The organism is Morganella sp. TYF_1, assembly GCF_043105645.1.
GTDB lineage: Bacteria > Pseudomonadota > Gammaproteobacteria > Enterobacterales > Enterobacteriaceae > Morganella > Morganella morganii_B.
In genome coordinates, this window is record NZ_JBICLU010000026.1 from 240,237 (window position 1) to 256,913 (window position 16,677).

Sequence of the window (16,677 nt, forward strand, 5' to 3'; positions counted from 1 at the left end):
CCATGAAAGGCACCGTATTAGAACAGATTGTGAATGATAAACGTATCTCCCTGGTTGCGCGGAAGAAACAGGAGCCGCTGCTGAGTTTCGCGGATGATCTTCCGCTGAGTGACCGCAATTTTTATCAGGCTCTGCGCAGCGCAGAAACCGCGTTTATTCTGGAGTGCAAAAAAGCCTCTCCGTCGAAAGGACTTATCCGTCAGGATTTTAATCTCCGTGAAATCGCAGCGGCTTATGCGCCGTATGCCACGGCAGTCTCGGTACTGACCGACGAGAAATATTTTCAGGGACAACATGACTATCTGCGGCAGGTGCGCGCGCTGATCACGCAGCCGGTATTATGCAAAGATTTCATTATTGATGCTTATCAGGTGTATCTCGCCCGCCACTATGGCGCAGACGCGATTCTGCTGATGCTCTCTGTCCTGAATGATGCGGATTATCACTCACTGGCGACCCTGGCTCATTCCCTCAATATGGGGGTGCTGACGGAAGTCAGTACGGAAGAGGAACTGCACCGCGCCATTACCCTTGATGCACAGGTTATCGGTATCAATAACCGCGATTTGCGCGACCTCTCCATTGACCGCCGCCGGACAGCGGATTTTGCCCCGCACATCCCTGCTGACCGCATTATTATCAGTGAATCCGGCATTACCACGCATCAGCATATCCGCGAATTGCGTCCCCATGCTGACGGGTTCCTGATCGGCAGTGCCATTATGGCGCAGCCTGATCTGGACACTGCCATCCGCCGCCTGATTTACGGCGAACACAAAGTCTGCGGACTGACCCGTGCGGACGATGCCCGCGCCGCCTATGACGCCGGTGCCACCTTCGGCGGCCTGATTTTTGTCAGCAAATCGCCGCGTTATGTGGATGAAGCACAGGCAGCGGAGGTGATGTGCGGAGCACCGCTGGCGTATGTCGGCGTATTCCGTAACCACGACCCGGCAGATATCGCCGCGATTGCCCGCCGCCTGAAACTGCATGCTGTTCAGTTACACGGTGATGAAAACGAGCACGATATCGCGCTGCTGCGCCTGCATCTCCCGGCAAAATGTGAGATCTGGAAAGCGCTGGATATGTCGCACGGTGCGGATATCACCGTTCCGGACGGCGTGGTGCGCCTGGTGCTGGATAACGGCAAAGGCGGCACCGGGCAGACGTTCGACTGGCAGACCCTGCCTCCTTCACTGCCGGTGCCCTTTACCCTCGCGGGCGGGCTGAATGCGGAAAATTGTGTCTCCGCCGCCGCTTCCGGTGCTGCCGGGCTGGATTTTAACTCCGGCGCGGAGTCCGCCCCCGGTATTAAAGATGCAGAAAAACTCCGTCAAATATTTAATCAATTACATCAGCAAGTTGCCTGACTAACGACTGAAAAGAAAAAGGATCAGAAACAATGAGTAAATTAAATCCCTACTTTGGTGAATTCGGCGGGCAGTTTGTACCGCAGATTTTAATCCCGGCACTCGACCAGCTCGAAGATGCCTTTATTGCCGCTCAGGAAGACCCGGAGTTTCAGCGCGAATTTACCGACCTGCTGCAAAACTATGCCGGTCGCCCGACAGCCCTGACGCTGTGCAAAAACCTGACGGCAGGCAGCAAAACCAAACTGTACCTGAAGCGCGAGGATTTACTGCACGGCGGTGCCCACAAAACCAACCAGGTACTCGGCCAGGCACTGCTGGCAAAACGGATGGGAAAAACGGAAATTATCGCCGAAACCGGTGCCGGTCAGCACGGTGTCGCGGCAGCGCTCGCCAGTGCGCTGCTCGGGCTGAAATGCCGTGTTTATATGGGGGCAAAAGATGTGGAACGTCAGTCCCCGAATGTGTTCCGTATGCGACTGATGGGCGCGGAAGTCATCCCGGTGCACAGCGGTTCCGCCACCCTGAAAGATGCCTGTAATGAGGCGCTGCGCGACTGGAGCGGGAACTATGACCGCGCCCACTATTTATTAGGCACCGCGGCAGGCCCGCATCCGTACCCGACCATTGTCCGCGAATTCCAGCGCATGATTGGTGATGAGGCGCGTGCCCAGATCCTCACCCGTGAAGGCCGTTTACCGGATGCGGTGATCGCCTGTATCGGCGGCGGCTCAAATGCTATCGGCGCATTTGCCGGGTTTATTCCGGATGAATCTGTCGCGCTGATCGGCGTCGAACCGGCCGGGCACGGTATTGAAACCGGCGAGCACGGCGCACCGCTCAAACATGGCCGTATTGGTATCTACTTCGGTATGAAATCACCGATGATGCAGACAGAAGATGGTCAGATCGAGGAATCTTACTCCATCTCCGCCGGTCTGGACTTTCCGTCTGTCGGGCCGCAGCACGCATATCTGAATACCATCGGCCGGGCCGATTATGTTTCCGCCACCGATGATGAGGCCCTTGAGGCATTTAAAACGCTGAGCCGTCAGGAAGGGATTATCCCGGCACTGGAATCCTCCCATGCCCTGGCACACGCACTGAAAATGATCCGCGAAAATCCGGAGAAAGAACAACTTCTTATCGTTAATATTTCCGGTCGCGGAGACAAAGACATTTTCACTGTTTATGACATTTTTAAAGCAAGAGGTGATTTCTGATGAGCCGGTATGAACAACTTTTCCAGCGTTTGCAGTCCCGCAATCAGGGTGCATTTATCCCGTTTGTCACTCTGGGTGACCCGTCCGCTGAGGTTTCCCTGCAAATTATTGATGCTCTGGTGGCGGGTGGTGCCGATGCCCTGGAGATCGGCATTCCGTTTTCTGACCCGCTGGCAGACGGTCCGGTGATTCAGGATGCCAACCTCCGTGCCTTTGCCGCTGGTATGACCCCGGCGCGCTGCTTTGAGCTGATTACACAAATCCGTGCGAAGTATCCGGAGCTGCCGGTGGGACTGCTGATGTATGCCAATCTGGTCTTCCATAACGGTATCAGTCAGTTTTATGAAACCGCGGCAAACGCCGGTGTGGATTCGGTTCTGATCGCCGATGTGCCGCTGCATGAATCTCAGCCGTTCCGGGATGCCGCGCTGGCCAATAATATCGCGCCGGTCTTTATCTGCCCGCCGGATGCAGATGACAAATTACTGGAGACACTGGCTGCCGCCGGGAAAGGCTATACTTATCTGCTTTCCCGTGCCGGTGTGACGGGAACAGAAAAACGGGCTGAAAAATCGCTGGCTGATCTGACCGCCAAACTGACCGCACTGAATGCCGCCCCGCCGGTTCAGGGATTCGGAATTTCCGAACCGGAACAGGTGCAGGAATCACTGAAAAATGGCGCGGCGGGGGCAATTTCCGGATCTGCCGTGGTAAAAATCATCGCCGCAAATCTGGATAATGTACCGGTTATGTGTCAGAAACTGCGGGAATTTACGCAGAAAATGAAAAACGCAACGCAATTATAATGTTTCACTCCGCCCGCTGTTAACAGCGGGTTATTTTTTGTTGAGAAACATTCAGTTTTCATCAATACTGAAAGGGTCAGGCACACATTATTCTGTGAACCGTGCCGGTAATAAGGAGAACATAATGAAGTATATGAAATTGGTCACCTCATTTTTTGTTGTCATGTTTATGGCTTTCACGCTGTCCGCCTGTGCCCCGACTGCCACCAGTGAAGGTACCGGGGGTTATTTTGATGATTCTGTCATCACCACAAAAGTAAAAACAGCGTTACTGGGTGAGAAAGGCATTAAATCCACCCAAATCAGCGTGGAAACGTTCAAAGGTAAAGTTCAGCTGAGCGGATTTGTCTCTTCAGAAACAGAAGCAAACCTGGCGGTGAATACCGCACGTAAAGTTCCCGGCGTGAAGGTTGTTATTAACTCAATGAAGTTGCGGTGACCCTGACTATCAGATTACCGGATACAAAAACGGCGCAATGATGATTGCGCCGTTTTTTATGGTACTGATAACACGAATTATCAGAATTTGTAGCCCGCACCAAACATAAAGACAAACGGGTCAAGACGGGTTTTATAAGAGTAACTGTCATTACCTGCTTTGAAGTCCACATCTGTTTCGATGTTCATCCACCAGACTGACGCATTCAGCAGCCAGTGGTCATCTAACTGATAATCCAGACCAGCCTGTGCCGCAAAGCCCCAGGAATCACCTAAACTCAGATCACGTAAGCCTGCGCCACTGCCGGTACCGTTAAACCCTTCATCAAAGAAGAAGGTATAGTTCACACCCACACCTAAATACGGACGCAGTTTATCTTCCGGAGTACGGAAATAATACTGAGCCATTAAGGTTGGCGGCAGATCTTTAACTGATGCGATTTCACCCAGGGATGATGGCAGTGAAACTTTGTGTTCAAACGGAGTCGCAGCCAATAATTCAATACCGATATTATCGGTTGCCATATAAGTAAAGGTCAGACCCAGCTGCGTATTGTTATTTGCTTCAAAAGAGCCGGCAAAACCCAGAACATTATCAGAGCCTGTATTCGGACGCACAGTCGCGGTACCACCACGAATGATAAAATCACCGGCCTGGTGTGCCATTGAAACTGACGGTAAAACCGTTGCCAGTGCTAAACACACTGCAGAAAGCTTTTTCATTATCTATCCCATCCTAAAAAAAGAAAAAACACACAATAAGTACAGTTTGAAATATACAGACTTAAATCTAATTATGATCTAAGACAGATCACAACATTTAAATAAAAAACGCATTTTTCACAAAGATCTGAATTATTATTCCATGGTGACATTTTCATTTATTGATTTATATCAAAAACAGCGATTACCATTTTCAGAGTGCTCATTATTTATGTGTTTTATATCAATTTGTAAAATACAATACTGACTATTCAGCCGGCTACTTTGTTTTATTATTGTTAATTATTTGTGATTATTTGGCTATCTGCTTCCGGATATTCCGTCTGAATACTGTATTTCCGCCGGACGAACAGGTTACAATCCCTGCCATACTGTTTTACAATTGCATCAACGTTTTTATTTCATGCCTTACAGGAGTTGTTCCATGTCCATGCCGGTGCCGGTTCTCGCCCGCGACAGCCTGAATTTTTTCCGTAATCAGCTGTTATCTGTCCTGATCATTTCGCTGCTTACCGCTGCTGTGACCGTCGGGCTCAATGTGCTCCTGACTTACAATTCCAATGGGCTGGCGCTGATCCGCTCGCTGGAAACCACCTACGTCACTGAAGGCTCCGGCGGCTTTCAGCGCGCTGTTGCCGCGCTGACATCCGACGACCAGTGGCAAATGTTGAAAACCGGTCTCGGCACAATTTTCAGCTCCCTGCTGGGCAATGCCGTCTTTGTAACCGCCATGATTTTCCTGATTTTCAGTACTTCACAGGGACAGCCGGTATCCGCTTTACAGGCCATCACCGGCTCTGCCGGACGTGTTCCGCGCATGCTGATTCTGCTGTTAATCTGTTCACTGGTGATTGCACTCGGACTGGTCGCCATGTATCTGCCGGGATTAATTCTGGCCATGTTACTGGCACTGGCTCCGGTTATTATGTTCACCGAAAAGAACAGCGTATTTACCGCCATCAAAATCAGCGGAAATATTGCCCTGAAAAATATCAGAACACTTCTGCCGGCTATTTTAATATGGTTTGCCCTGAAACAGGCATCCGTAGTGTTTCTTAGTAAACTTCCTATCGTAAACGAACATATTCTGATGACCGTTATTCTCTTCATTAATAATATCATCAGCGGACTGGTGATTATTTATCTGTTCCGGTTCTACCAGTTATTTACACAATCACAATCTGTCAGTGACTATCAGTAAGGCCGCATGATGCGCACAGACAATGATATTTACCGCGCAATACAGGACTATGTCCGTGCAGATGATAATATCCGCGCGGCTGTGCTCAACGGGTCACGGGCAAATAAACAGGTTGCCGCCGATAAATATCAGGACTTCGATATTGTCTTTTTTGTACACAATATTGAAGCAGCAAAGTTTCCCGCCCTGCGGGAGTCATTTTTCGGCGTTCCGGTATTACAGCAATGCCCTGATGATATGCTTTTGGGTAATGAAGGTATGCCGCCCCGTGCGGCGTATACCCTGCTGATGATCTATGAGGACGGCCACCGGATAGATCTGACTCTGCTTCCGCTGACGCATTGTGCCTCAGAATATAAACATGACAGCCTGACGGTGCTTCTCGCGGATAAAGACGGCCTCTTCGCCGGCATCGCCCCGGCGGATGAAAGGAGTTATTTTATTACGCCGCCTGATGCCCGTTTATTTGCCGAAACCGCCAATGAATTCTGGTGGTGTGTGACAAATGTGGCCAAAGGTCTGGCACGGCGTGAAATCACCTTCGCCAAAGCCATGACGGAAAATGTTGTCCGCCCGGCATTTATGCAGATGCTCGACTGGAAAACCGGTTATACCAACGGATTTAACCTGACCACCGGAAAAGACGGAAAATATTTATCCCGTTATCTGACCACACGTGAGATGCAAACCGTTCTGGGAACCTATTCTGATGCGGAACCGGAAAATAACTGGCAGGCGTTGTTTCTGATGTGCAGGCTGTTCAGGGAATATCAGACGACCATTGCTGAGCTGTCCGGGTTTGAAATCAATACCCGGGAGTGTGATGCCTCTGTCCGTTATCTCCGGATGGTTTATAACGACAGCCTCTTATCTTCTGTGTAAAGGAATACAATGATGATCACCCTGCCCGTCACGCTCACAGTTCAGGATCTGGCTGACTACCAGACTTTCAGTTTCCGGCATTTTTATCAGGAACCGGTCGGGTGGCGACGTATTCCTTATTTTCTTATCTGGCTGATATTATGCGGGATGTTATTGCTTATTTTCAGCACCTTTTCGCCGCTGCCGGGCAAGTTTGATAGTTATTCTGTTTTTTACGGACTGAGCTGCGGTTTTTTATCGCTGTTGGTGTTTATGTTCAGCTGTTCTGTCAAAAACAGACGGATTATACGTCAGTTTTCTGTTCAGCCCGGACATTACCTCCTGCGTCCGGTAACGTTTGAACTGAGTAATGACGGAATAAGCCAGGTTTCAGCCCTTCACCATTCTTTTTTTGCCTGGGGGGCTGTCATTGATTATGCCGAAAGCAACACCGGAATTTATCTTTACCACGGCAAAAATGACGGCATTATTCTTCCGCTGCGGGATATTCAGTCAGAGGCACAAAAGAACGATATTTTGCACCTGCTGTCACAGAAAATAAGACATGTGCAGATAAAGAATCAGGCCGGTGAAATAGCCTGATTCAGGCCGTTGACAAGCCCGCAGGGATTGGCGACGACCGACAGAGGTTGTAAAAATAAACTAGGAAAATCAATTTATTGATTTTCGGCTGCTAACACAAAGCAGGAAAAACCACGTTTTATCCTGCTTTGTCAGCAATCTCAATCAGGCCGGTAAGATGGCCTGATTATCCGGTGTGTCTGCGGTGGTGATTACTGCACTTTACGCACGGCTTTCACATCCAGTTCGGTTTTATTCCATTCTTTGTCGATTTCCCCTTCGACCTCAATTTCATCCTGCGGTGTAACTTTCAGTCCGTTCCAGCGTTTCGGGGAAATTTCAGCACGGATAGTGCCGGTACTGTCTTTAAATTCATAATGTTTATTATCGAGCTGACGGACAATTGTGCCGCGCAGTACAACCGGTGCATCATCGGATAATTTCAGTGCATCCGCAACGGTCATTTTACGGGCATCCGGGCCGCTGAATCCGCCGCTTTGTGATGTTGTTGTGGTTGTTGCCGCCGCTGTCGCGCCGGGACCTTCAAAACCGCCGTTGGCTGCAAAAACGGAACCGGCTGATCCTGCCAGTAATGTGGCAAGTAATGCGAGTGCAGGTAATTTTTTCATCATTTATCTCCTTTATGAGGAAGCGTCTTTGCTTCATGGACACTATTAAACCATTAAGTTCTTAACAGGATCTTAAGGGGATGTCATTTTTGACTATATTTTTAATTTCAGCGAAAACAGGTGGTTATCCTGAGATATCCGGGTTAAAACTAGTATAGCGCTATTTATACGGATAAGAATTATGCGGATATTATTAATTGAAGATGACCGGCTGATTGGTGACGGGCTGAAAATCGGCCTGAGCCGGCTCGGCTTTACGCCTGACTGGTTTACCGATGGCCTGACCGGTCAGCAGGCCCTCTATTCTGCCCCTTATGATGCCGTGATCCTTGATCTCTCTCTGCCGGGCATGGACGGGCTGGAGATACTGAAACAGTGGCGTTCGGAGGGTCGTGACGAGCCGGTACTGATCCTGACCGCCCGTGATGCTCTTGAGCAGCGCGTAAGCGGCTTACAACAGGGCGCGGATGATTATCTGTGCAAACCGTTTGCACTTGCGGAAGTGGCGGCACGGTTACAGGCGCTGATCCGCCGCCGCTACGGGCAGGTTTCTGAGAAACTGGTGCTCGGCGATGTGGAGATGGATCCGGTGGCCATGACTGTCACCCGCAACGGTGTGCCGGTATCGCTGAAAAGCAAAGAACTGGCACTGCTGGCACTGTTTCTGCGCAATCCGCAGAAAGTGCTGTCCCGCGCAATGATTGAAGAGAAACTGTATAACTGGGATGAGGATGTTTCCAGTAATGCCGTTGAGGTGCATATTCACCATCTGCGCCGCAAACTGGGACGCGGGTTTATCAAAACCATTCACGGTGTCGGTTATGTCGCGGGAAAGAATGATGAAAACGTATAGTCTGCGCCTGCGGCTGGGCGGGCTGTTGCTGCTGCTCACTCTGCTGACCTGGGGGATCGCCAGTTTGTTTGCCTGGATGCAGACCACAAAATCCATCAATGAATTATTTGATACGCAACAAATGGCCTTTGCCAAACGCCTGTCGGTTCTGCCGTCCGGGCTGGAATTTCCGTCGTCCGCTATTAAGAAAACCAAAAAAATGCTCTCCGGTAACCGCGGAAAGCAGGATGATGATGCGCTGGCTTTTGCTATTTTTACCCCGCAGGGCAAGCGGGTGCTGGATGACGGCGAGAACGGCCGGAAAATTCCGTTCTCAGACAAGAAAAACGGGTTTCGTGACGGCTCGCTGACGGATGACAACGACCGCTGGCGCTTTGTGCAGCTGCCTTCCGCTGATGGTCGCTATATCATCGTGGTCGGCCAGGAATGGGAATACCGCGAGGATATGGGACTGACGATTATCACCGCTCAGGCGGTTCCGTGGCTGGTGGCGCTGCCCCTGATGCTGCTTTTGTTCCTGTGGCTGCTGACCCGCGCCCTGACGCCGCTGCGTCTGCTGGCACGCCAGTTACAGCGCCGGAACCCGGCGGAACTGACTCCGCTTGCTCCGCCGGTGCTGCCGAAAGAAGTCAGTCCGATGCTGGACGCGCTGAACGGATTATTTCTGCGGATCCGCGACCTGCGTGAGCGGGAAAGCCGTTTTACCTCGGATGCTGCCCATGAACTGCGCAGCCCGCTGGCTGCACTGAAAGTACAGACCGAAGTGATGCAGATTGCCGGCGATGACCCCGCCACCCGGGAACACGTGACCGCGAATCTGCTCACCGGAATTGACCGTGCCACCCGTCTGGTGGATCAGCTGCTGACCCTCTCCCGGCTGGAATCACAGTCTCAGCCGCTGGAAAGCACAGAGCTGCGCTGGTCAGCCATTATTAATGATGCCGTTGCACAAACCGCCCCGGACGCAGCGGCGCATCAGGTCAGCGTAATACCGGACATCACCGCACCTGAACTGACTGTCCGCGGCGAACAGCTGCTGCTGACTGTCATGCTGCGCAATCTGCTGCATAATGCCATCCGCTACGGTAAAACCGGCGGCACCGTTCAGCTGACGCTGACTGCACAACAGTTAGTCATTGAGGATGACGGGCCGGGTGTCAGTGATGAAATACTGGCCCGGCTGGGAGAACGTTTTTACCGGCCGCCGGGACAGGAAAAAACCGGCAGCGGTCTGGGACTATCGATTGTCAAACGGATTGCGGAACTGCATCACATGACCATACAGTTCCGCCGCAGCCCGCCGGGCGGGTTTATTACTGCGATCAGGTGGTGAGCGGTTTTTCCGTTCCTTCAGCCGCCTGCGCCATCGCCTCTTCTATCGCTTTGATGCGGCTTTGCTGTTTGCTCTGAATCAGCCGGATAGCGAAATAGAGATCCGGCACAATAATCAAATCATCATCATTGCGTTTGATTTTGTTTTCCGATACCCAGCGTGTCAGCTCAGTGCGCCGTCCTGCCAGGATCAGTGTGACGCCTTTGATTTTCAGCTCAGTCACCAGCTCATTGAGGGTACTGAACACGCTCATATCATTATTGATAAAGCTGACGGTCGCATCCACGGCCACCCATCCGGGGCGTTTTGGTGCCGTATTCACCACCTGCAATATCCGCTTTTTAAAATACGCCACGTTGAAATAGGTCAGCGGTGAGTTAAAGCGGTACATCAATAATCCGTCAACCTGATTAATATCCACGTTACTGTTGTTGATGGAATGGATCATCCCCTGCTCATCCACACCCAGTAACTGATCGGTCGGGCGGAAAACAGTACGCAGGAACTGTACCAGTCCCAGCAGAACAGCAAATCCGATACCGTTGATCAGCCCCACCACCAGTACCGCCACCAGGGTAAACAGCGCCAGGGTGAATGCCGATTTATTCCGTTTACGGAAAGAGAAAATCTGACGGATGCTGAACATCGACCAGGAGGAGTAAATCAGTACCACCCCGAGTGTTGCCAGCGGGATGTGTCCGAGGAAACTGGTCAGGAAAAACAGCACCAGCGCGATCAATCCCGCTGCGATCAGGGACACCATCTGTGTTTTACCGCCGGTGGCATCGTTAACGGCGGTACGGCTGGTCGCGGCACTGACCGCGAATCCCTGCGATAACCCGGAGGCAATGTTGATATACCCCTGAGCACGCAGCTCCTGATCCACATCGATGGCATAGCCGTTTTTCTCGGCAAAACTGCGCACTGTCATCATAAAGCTGACAATACTGATCACCGCAAGGTTTAGTGACGGGATCACCAGTTCACGCAGCAGACCCGGATCAAACGCCGGCATTTTGATATGCGGCAGCCCGTTACCGAGATTACCGACCACGGAAATCCCCATTGAGGCAAAATCCAGCTGAGCGCTGACCAGGGTGGCAATCGTCATCACAATCAGCGGTCCCGGCCAGCTGCGGCGGACAGCCCGTAATAAAAACAGTGCCGCCAGACTGGCACCGGAGAGGATCAGCGTCGGCATATGCATAAGATGCAGATGCGCCGGCAGCGCCACCAGGCACTCAATCAGCTGCGACGGCAGTTCATCCAGCCCGAGCACATTTCCTATCTGCCCGACAATGATCGTGACCGCCACGCCGTTGAGCAGCCCCTGTAAAATCGGCTGCGATAAAAAATCCGCAAACGCGGCGAGTTTGAAATGCCCGGCAATCAGGCACCAGACACCGGTCATCAGTGTCATGATAATCGCCAGCTGCCACAGCGTATCCGGGTCACCTTTTGCCAGCGGGATAATCGCCGCCGCAATGACCGCACAGGTCGCTGCATCCGGCCCGACAATCAGCTGACGGGAGGAGCCGAACAGCGCATAAGTCACCATCGGCAGGATACAGGCGTAGAGACCGACAATGGCATTAATGCCCATCAGCCCCGTGTAAGCGATAGCCACCGGCAATGCCACAGCAGCAACAGAAAGCCCCGCGCGGATATCAAAGCGCAAATTTTTGCGTTCATAGTGCAGAAAAACAGAAAGTCCCGGCATCCAGCGCAAAAGTCGGTTCGGCTGCATTATCGCCCCTTATAAAAATATCGTATTAAGATGTACAATTTAATTTTACTGCTGATAGTTAAACTGATTTATAACCGAACGCGGATAAAGAAGATAGTCAGACCGCGTCTTATGGTAAAATATTGCAAAATCAATTGTAATATATTTTTTTTCTTTAAAAATAAGAGACTGAATGCCACGTGCTTAAAATAAATTTAAATTTCGGACAGACTCAATTATGAAGCAACTACTAGACTTTATCCCCCTGGTTATCTTTTTTGCCATATATAAAACCGTGGATATCTATTACGCCTCTGGTGCCTTAATTGCCGCGTCTGCGGTGGCACTGGCTGTCCGCTGGTTCCTGTATAAGCATCTGGAGAAATCGGCTGTTATCACCTTCGTGATTGTCGCCATCTTCGGTACCCTGACCATCGTTTTCCATGACCCGCAGTTTATCAAATGGAAAGTGACGATTATTTATGCCCTGTTTGCTCTCGTATTGCTGGGCGGTCAGTTCATCTTCGGTAAGCCGCTGATTCAGAAAATGCTGGGCAAAGAGCTGACCCTGCCGCCGCAGGTCTGGCAGCGTCTGAATCTCGCCTGGGCTCTCTTCTTTATCGTCTGCGCGGCGGTAAACGTGTACGTCGCATTCTGGTTATCAATGGATACCTGGATGAACTTCAAAGTGTTTGGCCTGACTGCAGTAACGCTGGTATTTACCGTTGCCAGTGTGGTATATATTTACCGTCATCTGCCACGGGAAGAAGAAAAATAATAAAATCAACCGGATATCGGTTTATTTCTGCCGCTGTCCTTTTTCGTTAAACGGATGTAAGTATTTCTCATGACTCAACAACAATGTTTACCTAACGGAGAACTGGTGCTGCGCACCTTAACCATGCCGACAGACACCAATGCCAACGGGGATATCTTCGGTGGCTGGCTGATGTCGCAGATGGATATCGGCGGTGCTATCCTGGCAAAGGAGATTGCACTGGGCCGCGTGGTGACAGTCCGCGTGGACGGCATCACCTTTCTGCGCTCTGTGGCGGTCGGTGATGTGGTCTGCTGTTATGCGCGCTGCCTGAAAACCGGAAATTCATCCATGACGGTCAAAGTCGAGGTCTGGGTGAAGAAAGTGGCTACCCATCCTATCGGTGACCGTTACCGTGCAACAGAAGCTGTCTTCAGTTATGTTGCGGTGGATGCGGATAACCGTCCCCGCCCGCTGCCTGACGGAAAACGTCATTTTCAGTTAGACAGCAGTAACAGTGATTTAAAATAAGCGTTTCATAACCGGCCACTCTTCTGAGTGGCCGTTTTGTCTGCCGGGATAACCCGCAGGTTCCCCGCGACACCGGCGCCCGGTAATAGTATCATTGCCGCAAATCTCTCTTTTTATTTAATCCGGAATTTTCATCGTGACCTCATTTGCTGAACTTAATGCACTTCCCGCAGAACAAATTACCAACCTGAATGAACTGGGTTATCTGACCATGACTCCGGTTCAGGCCGCGGCATTACCGGCTATTCTCGCGGGTAAAGATGTCCGTGCGCAGGCCAGAACCGGCAGCGGAAAAACCGCCGCATTTGGTCTCGGGCTGTTACAGCATATCGATGCCGGACACTTTATGACTCAGGCTCTGGTTCTCTGCCCGACCCGTGAACTGGCCGATCAGGTTGCCGGGGAACTGCGGCGGCTGGCGCGTTATCTGCCGAATATCAAAATCCTGACCTTATGCGGCGGCGTGCCGTTCGGTGCCCAGCGTGATTCCCTGATCCACCCGCCGCATATTATTGTGGCAACGCCGGGCCGCCTGCTTGATCACCTGAGTAAAAACACGCTGCACCTTGATGCTATCCGCACCCTGGTGCTGGACGAAGCTGACCGTATGCTGGATATGGGCTTTGCTGACGATATTACTGACATTCTCTCCCGTACCCCGGAAGAACGCCAGACCTTGCTGTTTTCCGCCACCTGGCCGGATGAGATAGCTGCCGTCAGCCGCCGTTTTCAGCGCGATCCGCAAACCATTGAAATCAACAGCACCGATGAACTGCCGGCAGTTGAACAACAGTTTTATGAAGTGTCGCGCCGCGGAAAAACTGAGCTGTTACAGAAATTACTGAGCCGTGAACAACCTGCATCCTGTGTGGTGTTCTGTAATACCAAAAAAGATTGCCAGGATGTGTATGACGCCCTGGAAAGCAGCGGACAGAGTGTTCTGGTGCTGCACGGTGATATGGAACAGCGTGAGCGCGACCAGACGCTGATCCGCTTTGCCAACGGCAGCAGCCGTGTACTGGTTGCCACTGATGTGGCGTCACGCGGACTGGATATCAAAGCCCTTGAGCTGGTAATCAACTATGAACTGGCGTGGGATCCGGAGGTGCATATCCACCGCATCGGCCGTACCGCCCGTGCCGGTGAAAGCGGGCTGGCGATCAGCCTGTGCGCACCGGAAGAAGCGGTCCGTGCAAACGCACTGGAAGAAATGCTGCATATGAAACTGAACTGGCAGCCAATCCCGGCCGGGCTGCGCATCACTCCGCTGGATGCGGCAATGGCGACACTGTGCATCGACGGCGGCAAAAAAGCCAAGATCCGCCCCGGAGACATTCTCGGTGCAATGACCGGTGATATGGGACTGAACGGCGAAGATATCGGCAAAATCGTGATCCAGCCAATGCATGCTTATGTCGCAGTACGTCAGGGTATCGCGCAGCAGGCACGCAAACTGCTTCAGCAGGGTAAAATCAAAGGCAAACCTGTCAGAGTCAGACTGCTGAAATAATTTTAAAGGACCGTATTTCCCGTCAACGGATGATATCTCTGTTTTGTATCCGGCCGGCCTTCTCAGGCCGGCTTTATTCCACCTGCATCTCTGCGTTCTGCTGAGGTATTTTTTTGTTAAAGGGTCTCTGTATGTCAGCGCTGTTTAACGCTTTAGTCTCTGATTCTGTCGTCTTATTTGTCGTTACCTTTATTTTATCGGTCGGCTCAGCCTATGCCGGAAAATATCTGTTCAAAAAACGTCACGGTAAGACGGAATTAGCGGATGATGAAACCAAAATTGTTCTCGGTGCCGTATTATCTCTGCTGGGTTTATTAATCGGCTTTTTACTGACGATTTCTATCGGCGGCTATAATAACCGCGAACAAATGGAAGAAAACGAAGCTATTGCCATCGGTAATGCATTTCAGCGGGCACAATTATTGTCCCCGGAAAATACTCTGCGGGCAAATACTTTGCTTAACACGTATATTGACGCACGTATTGATTTTTTTAACGGCGGTTCACAGGCAAAAAATGAAAAATGGCGGGATATCTCCCTTGAGGCCCAGTCCTCTCTCTGGGAAATTGCTGCATCTGAAGCCCGTGCGACCCCGAATCCGGTCATTGCCTCTGTACTGACCGCATTCAGTGATCTCTATGTTTCCGAAGAAAAAACCATGGCCAGCTGGCGCTATCAGATTCCGGGCGCTGCCTGGATATTACTGGTTCTGTTTGCCGTCAGTGCCAATGTGCTGATCGGGTATAATATCCGCGGACTGCGCGGCAGCAATATGATGATTTTAATTCTGCCGCTGCTGACAACGATGGCACTGTTTATGATTGCCGAAATTGATATTCCGGGTGAAGGGGTTATTCATGTGATACCGGATAACCTGGTGAATTTACGCGCTGATCTTTTCCCGGCAAAATAAAACAACAACAAAAACCCGGCATTTTTATGTGCCGGGTTTTCTTATTTTATCTGATCACTGAATCGTGGTTTTACCGTCGATCCGGAAAATAATGGTTGTCGTCATGCCTTTCTTCGGCTTTTTCTCGTAACGCCACTTACGCATTGCGTTACGGACTTCACGTTCAAACATATTTTTCGGTGATGCTTCGATAATATCAATATTCTGAATACGACCATCCGTATCGACATCAAACCTGACCCTCACCTTCCCTTCTTTGCCGAGACTGCGTGCCCGTGCCGGATAAACCGGATCGGAACGGTGTAACGCTCTCGGATCACCACCGCCAACATCGCTTTGTCCGGCAGAGGCGACATTTCCCGCGGGACCTGCAGGGGCTTTTTTCACGGCCTGCTGACCATCCGGTGTACCGCTGAACAGTGGTTTATCGGATACCGGTGCTTTGGTTTCTGCCGGTTTTACAGCCGGTTTCTCAACTTTTTTCTCTTTTTTCGGTTTTGGCTTTGGTTTTTTCTCAACCGGTTTCTTTTCCACCGGTTTTTCAATAACCGGCTTCACGACCGGTTCCGGCTCGGGCTCGGGCTCGGGCTCCGGTTCTGCTTCGGGTTCCGGCTCAGGCTGAGGTTCAGCCACCGCAGCTGCCGGTGCAGGCGCAAATGCTGTCATCTCCACCATCAGCACCTTAGGTTCGTCCGCAACCTCCTTGTTTATGTTGTAGTAAATCGCTGCAGCCACAGAGGCATGCAGACAAAGAGAAATGAGAATTGGCCAGCTGATCCAGCGAAAAATAGGCATAATCGATACAATCTTATAAGCAGCTAATAATGACAATGGTCACTAGTTTAAATGCAAATAGCAATCAATTTCAATACGAAAGACGCAACCATTGTCACTTATCGTGCAGGTGGTCACTTCTTAGCGGTTTAATCCAGCCTGAGCAAACAGCAGCGAACGGCGCTGTCTCGCGATATCCAGCTTACGCAGGGCGAAAATCCGGATGTTCCGCCGGGACTGGCTTTCAAGCCAGCGACGACGACGGCGGGTTGCCTGCCGTAACATACGCCAACGTGCAACTTCCGGTCTGCTGTGTCTCATAACTAAACCCTTTTTTTAGACTGTGTGAAAAAATACGCTAATAATAAGGGCAATTATTATAAACTGCCTGACACAATAACCAACCGCTTTCCCGCAATATCTGCAGACATCCGCAGAAAAAAGGG

Annotated in this window: 18 protein-coding genes; 13 read left to right on the forward strand and 5 right to left on the reverse strand. The window is 51.1% G+C overall.

Annotation, left to right across the window (positions count from 1 at the left end; genetic code table 11):
- The first annotated feature begins 2 nt into the window (after positions 1-2).
- From trpCF to ACF8OF_RS14415, 4 genes are all read left to right on the forward strand, one after another.
- Entirely contained in the window at positions 3-1,370 is a 1,368-nt protein-coding gene (trpCF, locus tag ACF8OF_RS14400) for a bifunctional indole-3-glycerol-phosphate synthase TrpC/phosphoribosylanthranilate isomerase TrpF (RefSeq protein WP_279798094.1), read from the forward strand.
- Positions 1,371-1,402: 32 nt separating this feature from the next.
- The gene (trpB, locus tag ACF8OF_RS14405) at positions 1,403-2,593 is read left to right on the forward strand and encodes a tryptophan synthase subunit beta (protein ID WP_392497026.1); all 1,191 of its coding nucleotides are present in this window, start codon (positions 1,403-1,405) and stop codon (positions 2,591-2,593) included.
- Positions 2,593-3,399, forward strand: a complete 807-nt coding sequence (gene trpA, locus ACF8OF_RS14410) for a tryptophan synthase subunit alpha (protein WP_262859403.1) — start codon at positions 2,593-2,595, stop codon at positions 3,397-3,399. The genes trpB and trpA overlap by 1 nt, the downstream gene beginning before the upstream one ends.
- 124 nt (positions 3,400-3,523) lie before the next feature.
- A complete protein-coding gene (locus ACF8OF_RS14415) occupies positions 3,524-3,838 on the forward strand; it encodes a BON domain-containing protein (protein WP_025153113.1) in 315 nt (104 codons plus the stop codon).
- 80 nt (positions 3,839-3,918) lie between these two features.
- Here the strand turns inward: ACF8OF_RS14415 and ompW are convergent, their stop codons facing one another.
- Positions 3,919-4,560 carry an outer membrane protein OmpW gene (ompW, locus tag ACF8OF_RS14420; RefSeq protein ID WP_025153112.1) on the reverse strand — a complete coding sequence of 214 codons (642 nt, stop codon included), beginning with the start codon at positions 4,558-4,560 and terminating at the stop codon, positions 3,919-3,921.
- Between the two features lie 424 nt (positions 4,561-4,984).
- On the opposite strand from ompW, the gene ACF8OF_RS14425 reads away from it, so the two are divergent.
- Genes ACF8OF_RS14425 through ACF8OF_RS14435 form a run of 3 tightly spaced genes read left to right on the forward strand, consistent with a single transcriptional unit; the run spans position 4,985 to position 7,225 of the window.
- Positions 4,985-5,761, forward strand: a complete 777-nt coding sequence (locus ACF8OF_RS14425) for a YciC family protein (RefSeq protein WP_279798088.1) — start codon at positions 4,985-4,987, stop codon at positions 5,759-5,761.
- A gap of 6 nt (positions 5,762-5,767) precedes the next feature.
- Positions 5,768-6,643: an aminoglycoside 6-adenylyltransferase gene (locus ACF8OF_RS14430; protein WP_392497027.1), complete on the forward strand. Its 876-nt coding sequence runs from the start codon at positions 5,768-5,770 to the stop codon at positions 6,641-6,643.
- A gap of 9 nt (positions 6,644-6,652) precedes the next feature.
- Complete coding sequence (locus tag ACF8OF_RS14435) at positions 6,653-7,225, forward strand: YcxB family protein (RefSeq protein ID WP_392497028.1); 573 nt, start codon at positions 6,653-6,655, stop codon at positions 7,223-7,225.
- Between the two features lie 191 nt (positions 7,226-7,416).
- Here ACF8OF_RS14435 and ACF8OF_RS14440 read toward each other — a convergent pair whose 3' ends face one another.
- Positions 7,417-7,836 (reverse strand): YgiW/YdeI family stress tolerance OB fold protein, encoded by a 420-nt coding sequence (locus ACF8OF_RS14440; RefSeq protein ID WP_392497029.1) that lies wholly within the window; start codon positions 7,834-7,836, stop codon positions 7,417-7,419.
- A gap of 178 nt (positions 7,837-8,014) precedes the next feature.
- On the opposite strand from ACF8OF_RS14440, the gene qseB reads away from it, so the two are divergent.
- Together qseB and qseC are read left to right on the forward strand one after the other, a co-directional pair.
- Complete coding sequence (gene qseB / locus ACF8OF_RS14445) at positions 8,015-8,686, forward strand: quorum sensing response regulator transcription factor QseB (RefSeq protein WP_262859408.1); 672 nt, start codon at positions 8,015-8,017, stop codon at positions 8,684-8,686.
- Complete coding sequence (gene qseC, locus ACF8OF_RS14450) at positions 8,673-10,019, forward strand: quorum sensing histidine kinase QseC (RefSeq protein WP_392497353.1); 1,347 nt, start codon at positions 8,673-8,675, stop codon at positions 10,017-10,019. Before qseB ends, qseC begins: the two co-directional genes overlap by 14 nt.
- On the opposite strand, the gene ACF8OF_RS14455 is transcribed toward qseC, so the two are convergent.
- Positions 10,009-11,766, reverse strand: a complete 1,758-nt coding sequence (locus ACF8OF_RS14455; RefSeq protein WP_262882515.1) for a SulP family inorganic anion transporter — start codon at positions 11,764-11,766, stop codon at positions 10,009-10,011. The genes qseC and ACF8OF_RS14455 overlap by 11 nt on opposite strands.
- A gap of 217 nt (positions 11,767-11,983) precedes the next feature.
- Between ACF8OF_RS14455 and ACF8OF_RS14460 the strand changes: the two genes are divergently transcribed.
- The 4 genes from ACF8OF_RS14460 (at position 11,984) to ACF8OF_RS14475 (ending at position 15,457) form a co-directional block, all read left to right on the forward strand.
- Complete coding sequence (locus ACF8OF_RS14460; protein ID WP_262859410.1) at positions 11,984-12,523, forward strand: septation protein A; 540 nt, start codon at positions 11,984-11,986, stop codon at positions 12,521-12,523.
- Positions 12,524-12,592: 69 nt separating this feature from the next.
- Entirely contained in the window at positions 12,593-13,033 is a 441-nt protein-coding gene (gene yciA, locus ACF8OF_RS14465) for an acyl-CoA thioester hydrolase YciA (RefSeq protein WP_262859411.1), read from the forward strand.
- A 136-nt stretch (positions 13,034-13,169) separates the two neighbouring features.
- Positions 13,170-14,543 carry an ATP-dependent RNA helicase DbpA gene (dbpA, locus tag ACF8OF_RS14470; protein ID WP_262867946.1) on the forward strand — a complete coding sequence of 458 codons (1,374 nt, stop codon included), beginning with the start codon at positions 13,170-13,172 and terminating at the stop codon, positions 14,541-14,543.
- A 131-nt stretch (positions 14,544-14,674) separates the two neighbouring features.
- A complete protein-coding gene (locus ACF8OF_RS14475) occupies positions 14,675-15,457 on the forward strand; it encodes a hypothetical protein (RefSeq protein WP_392497030.1) in 783 nt (260 codons plus the stop codon).
- A 54-nt stretch (positions 15,458-15,511) separates the two neighbouring features.
- On the opposite strand, the gene ACF8OF_RS14480 is transcribed toward ACF8OF_RS14475, so the two are convergent.
- Both ACF8OF_RS14480 and ACF8OF_RS14485 read right to left on the reverse strand, forming a co-directional pair.
- Positions 15,512-16,252, reverse strand: coding sequence for a TonB family protein (locus tag ACF8OF_RS14480; RefSeq protein WP_392497031.1), 741 nt, complete (start codon positions 16,250-16,252; stop codon positions 15,512-15,514).
- Positions 16,253-16,372: 120 nt separating this feature from the next.
- Positions 16,373-16,552 (reverse strand): YciY family protein, encoded by a 180-nt coding sequence (locus tag ACF8OF_RS14485; RefSeq protein ID WP_279798078.1) that lies wholly within the window; start codon positions 16,550-16,552, stop codon positions 16,373-16,375.
- Positions 16,553-16,677 lie beyond the last annotated feature (125 nt).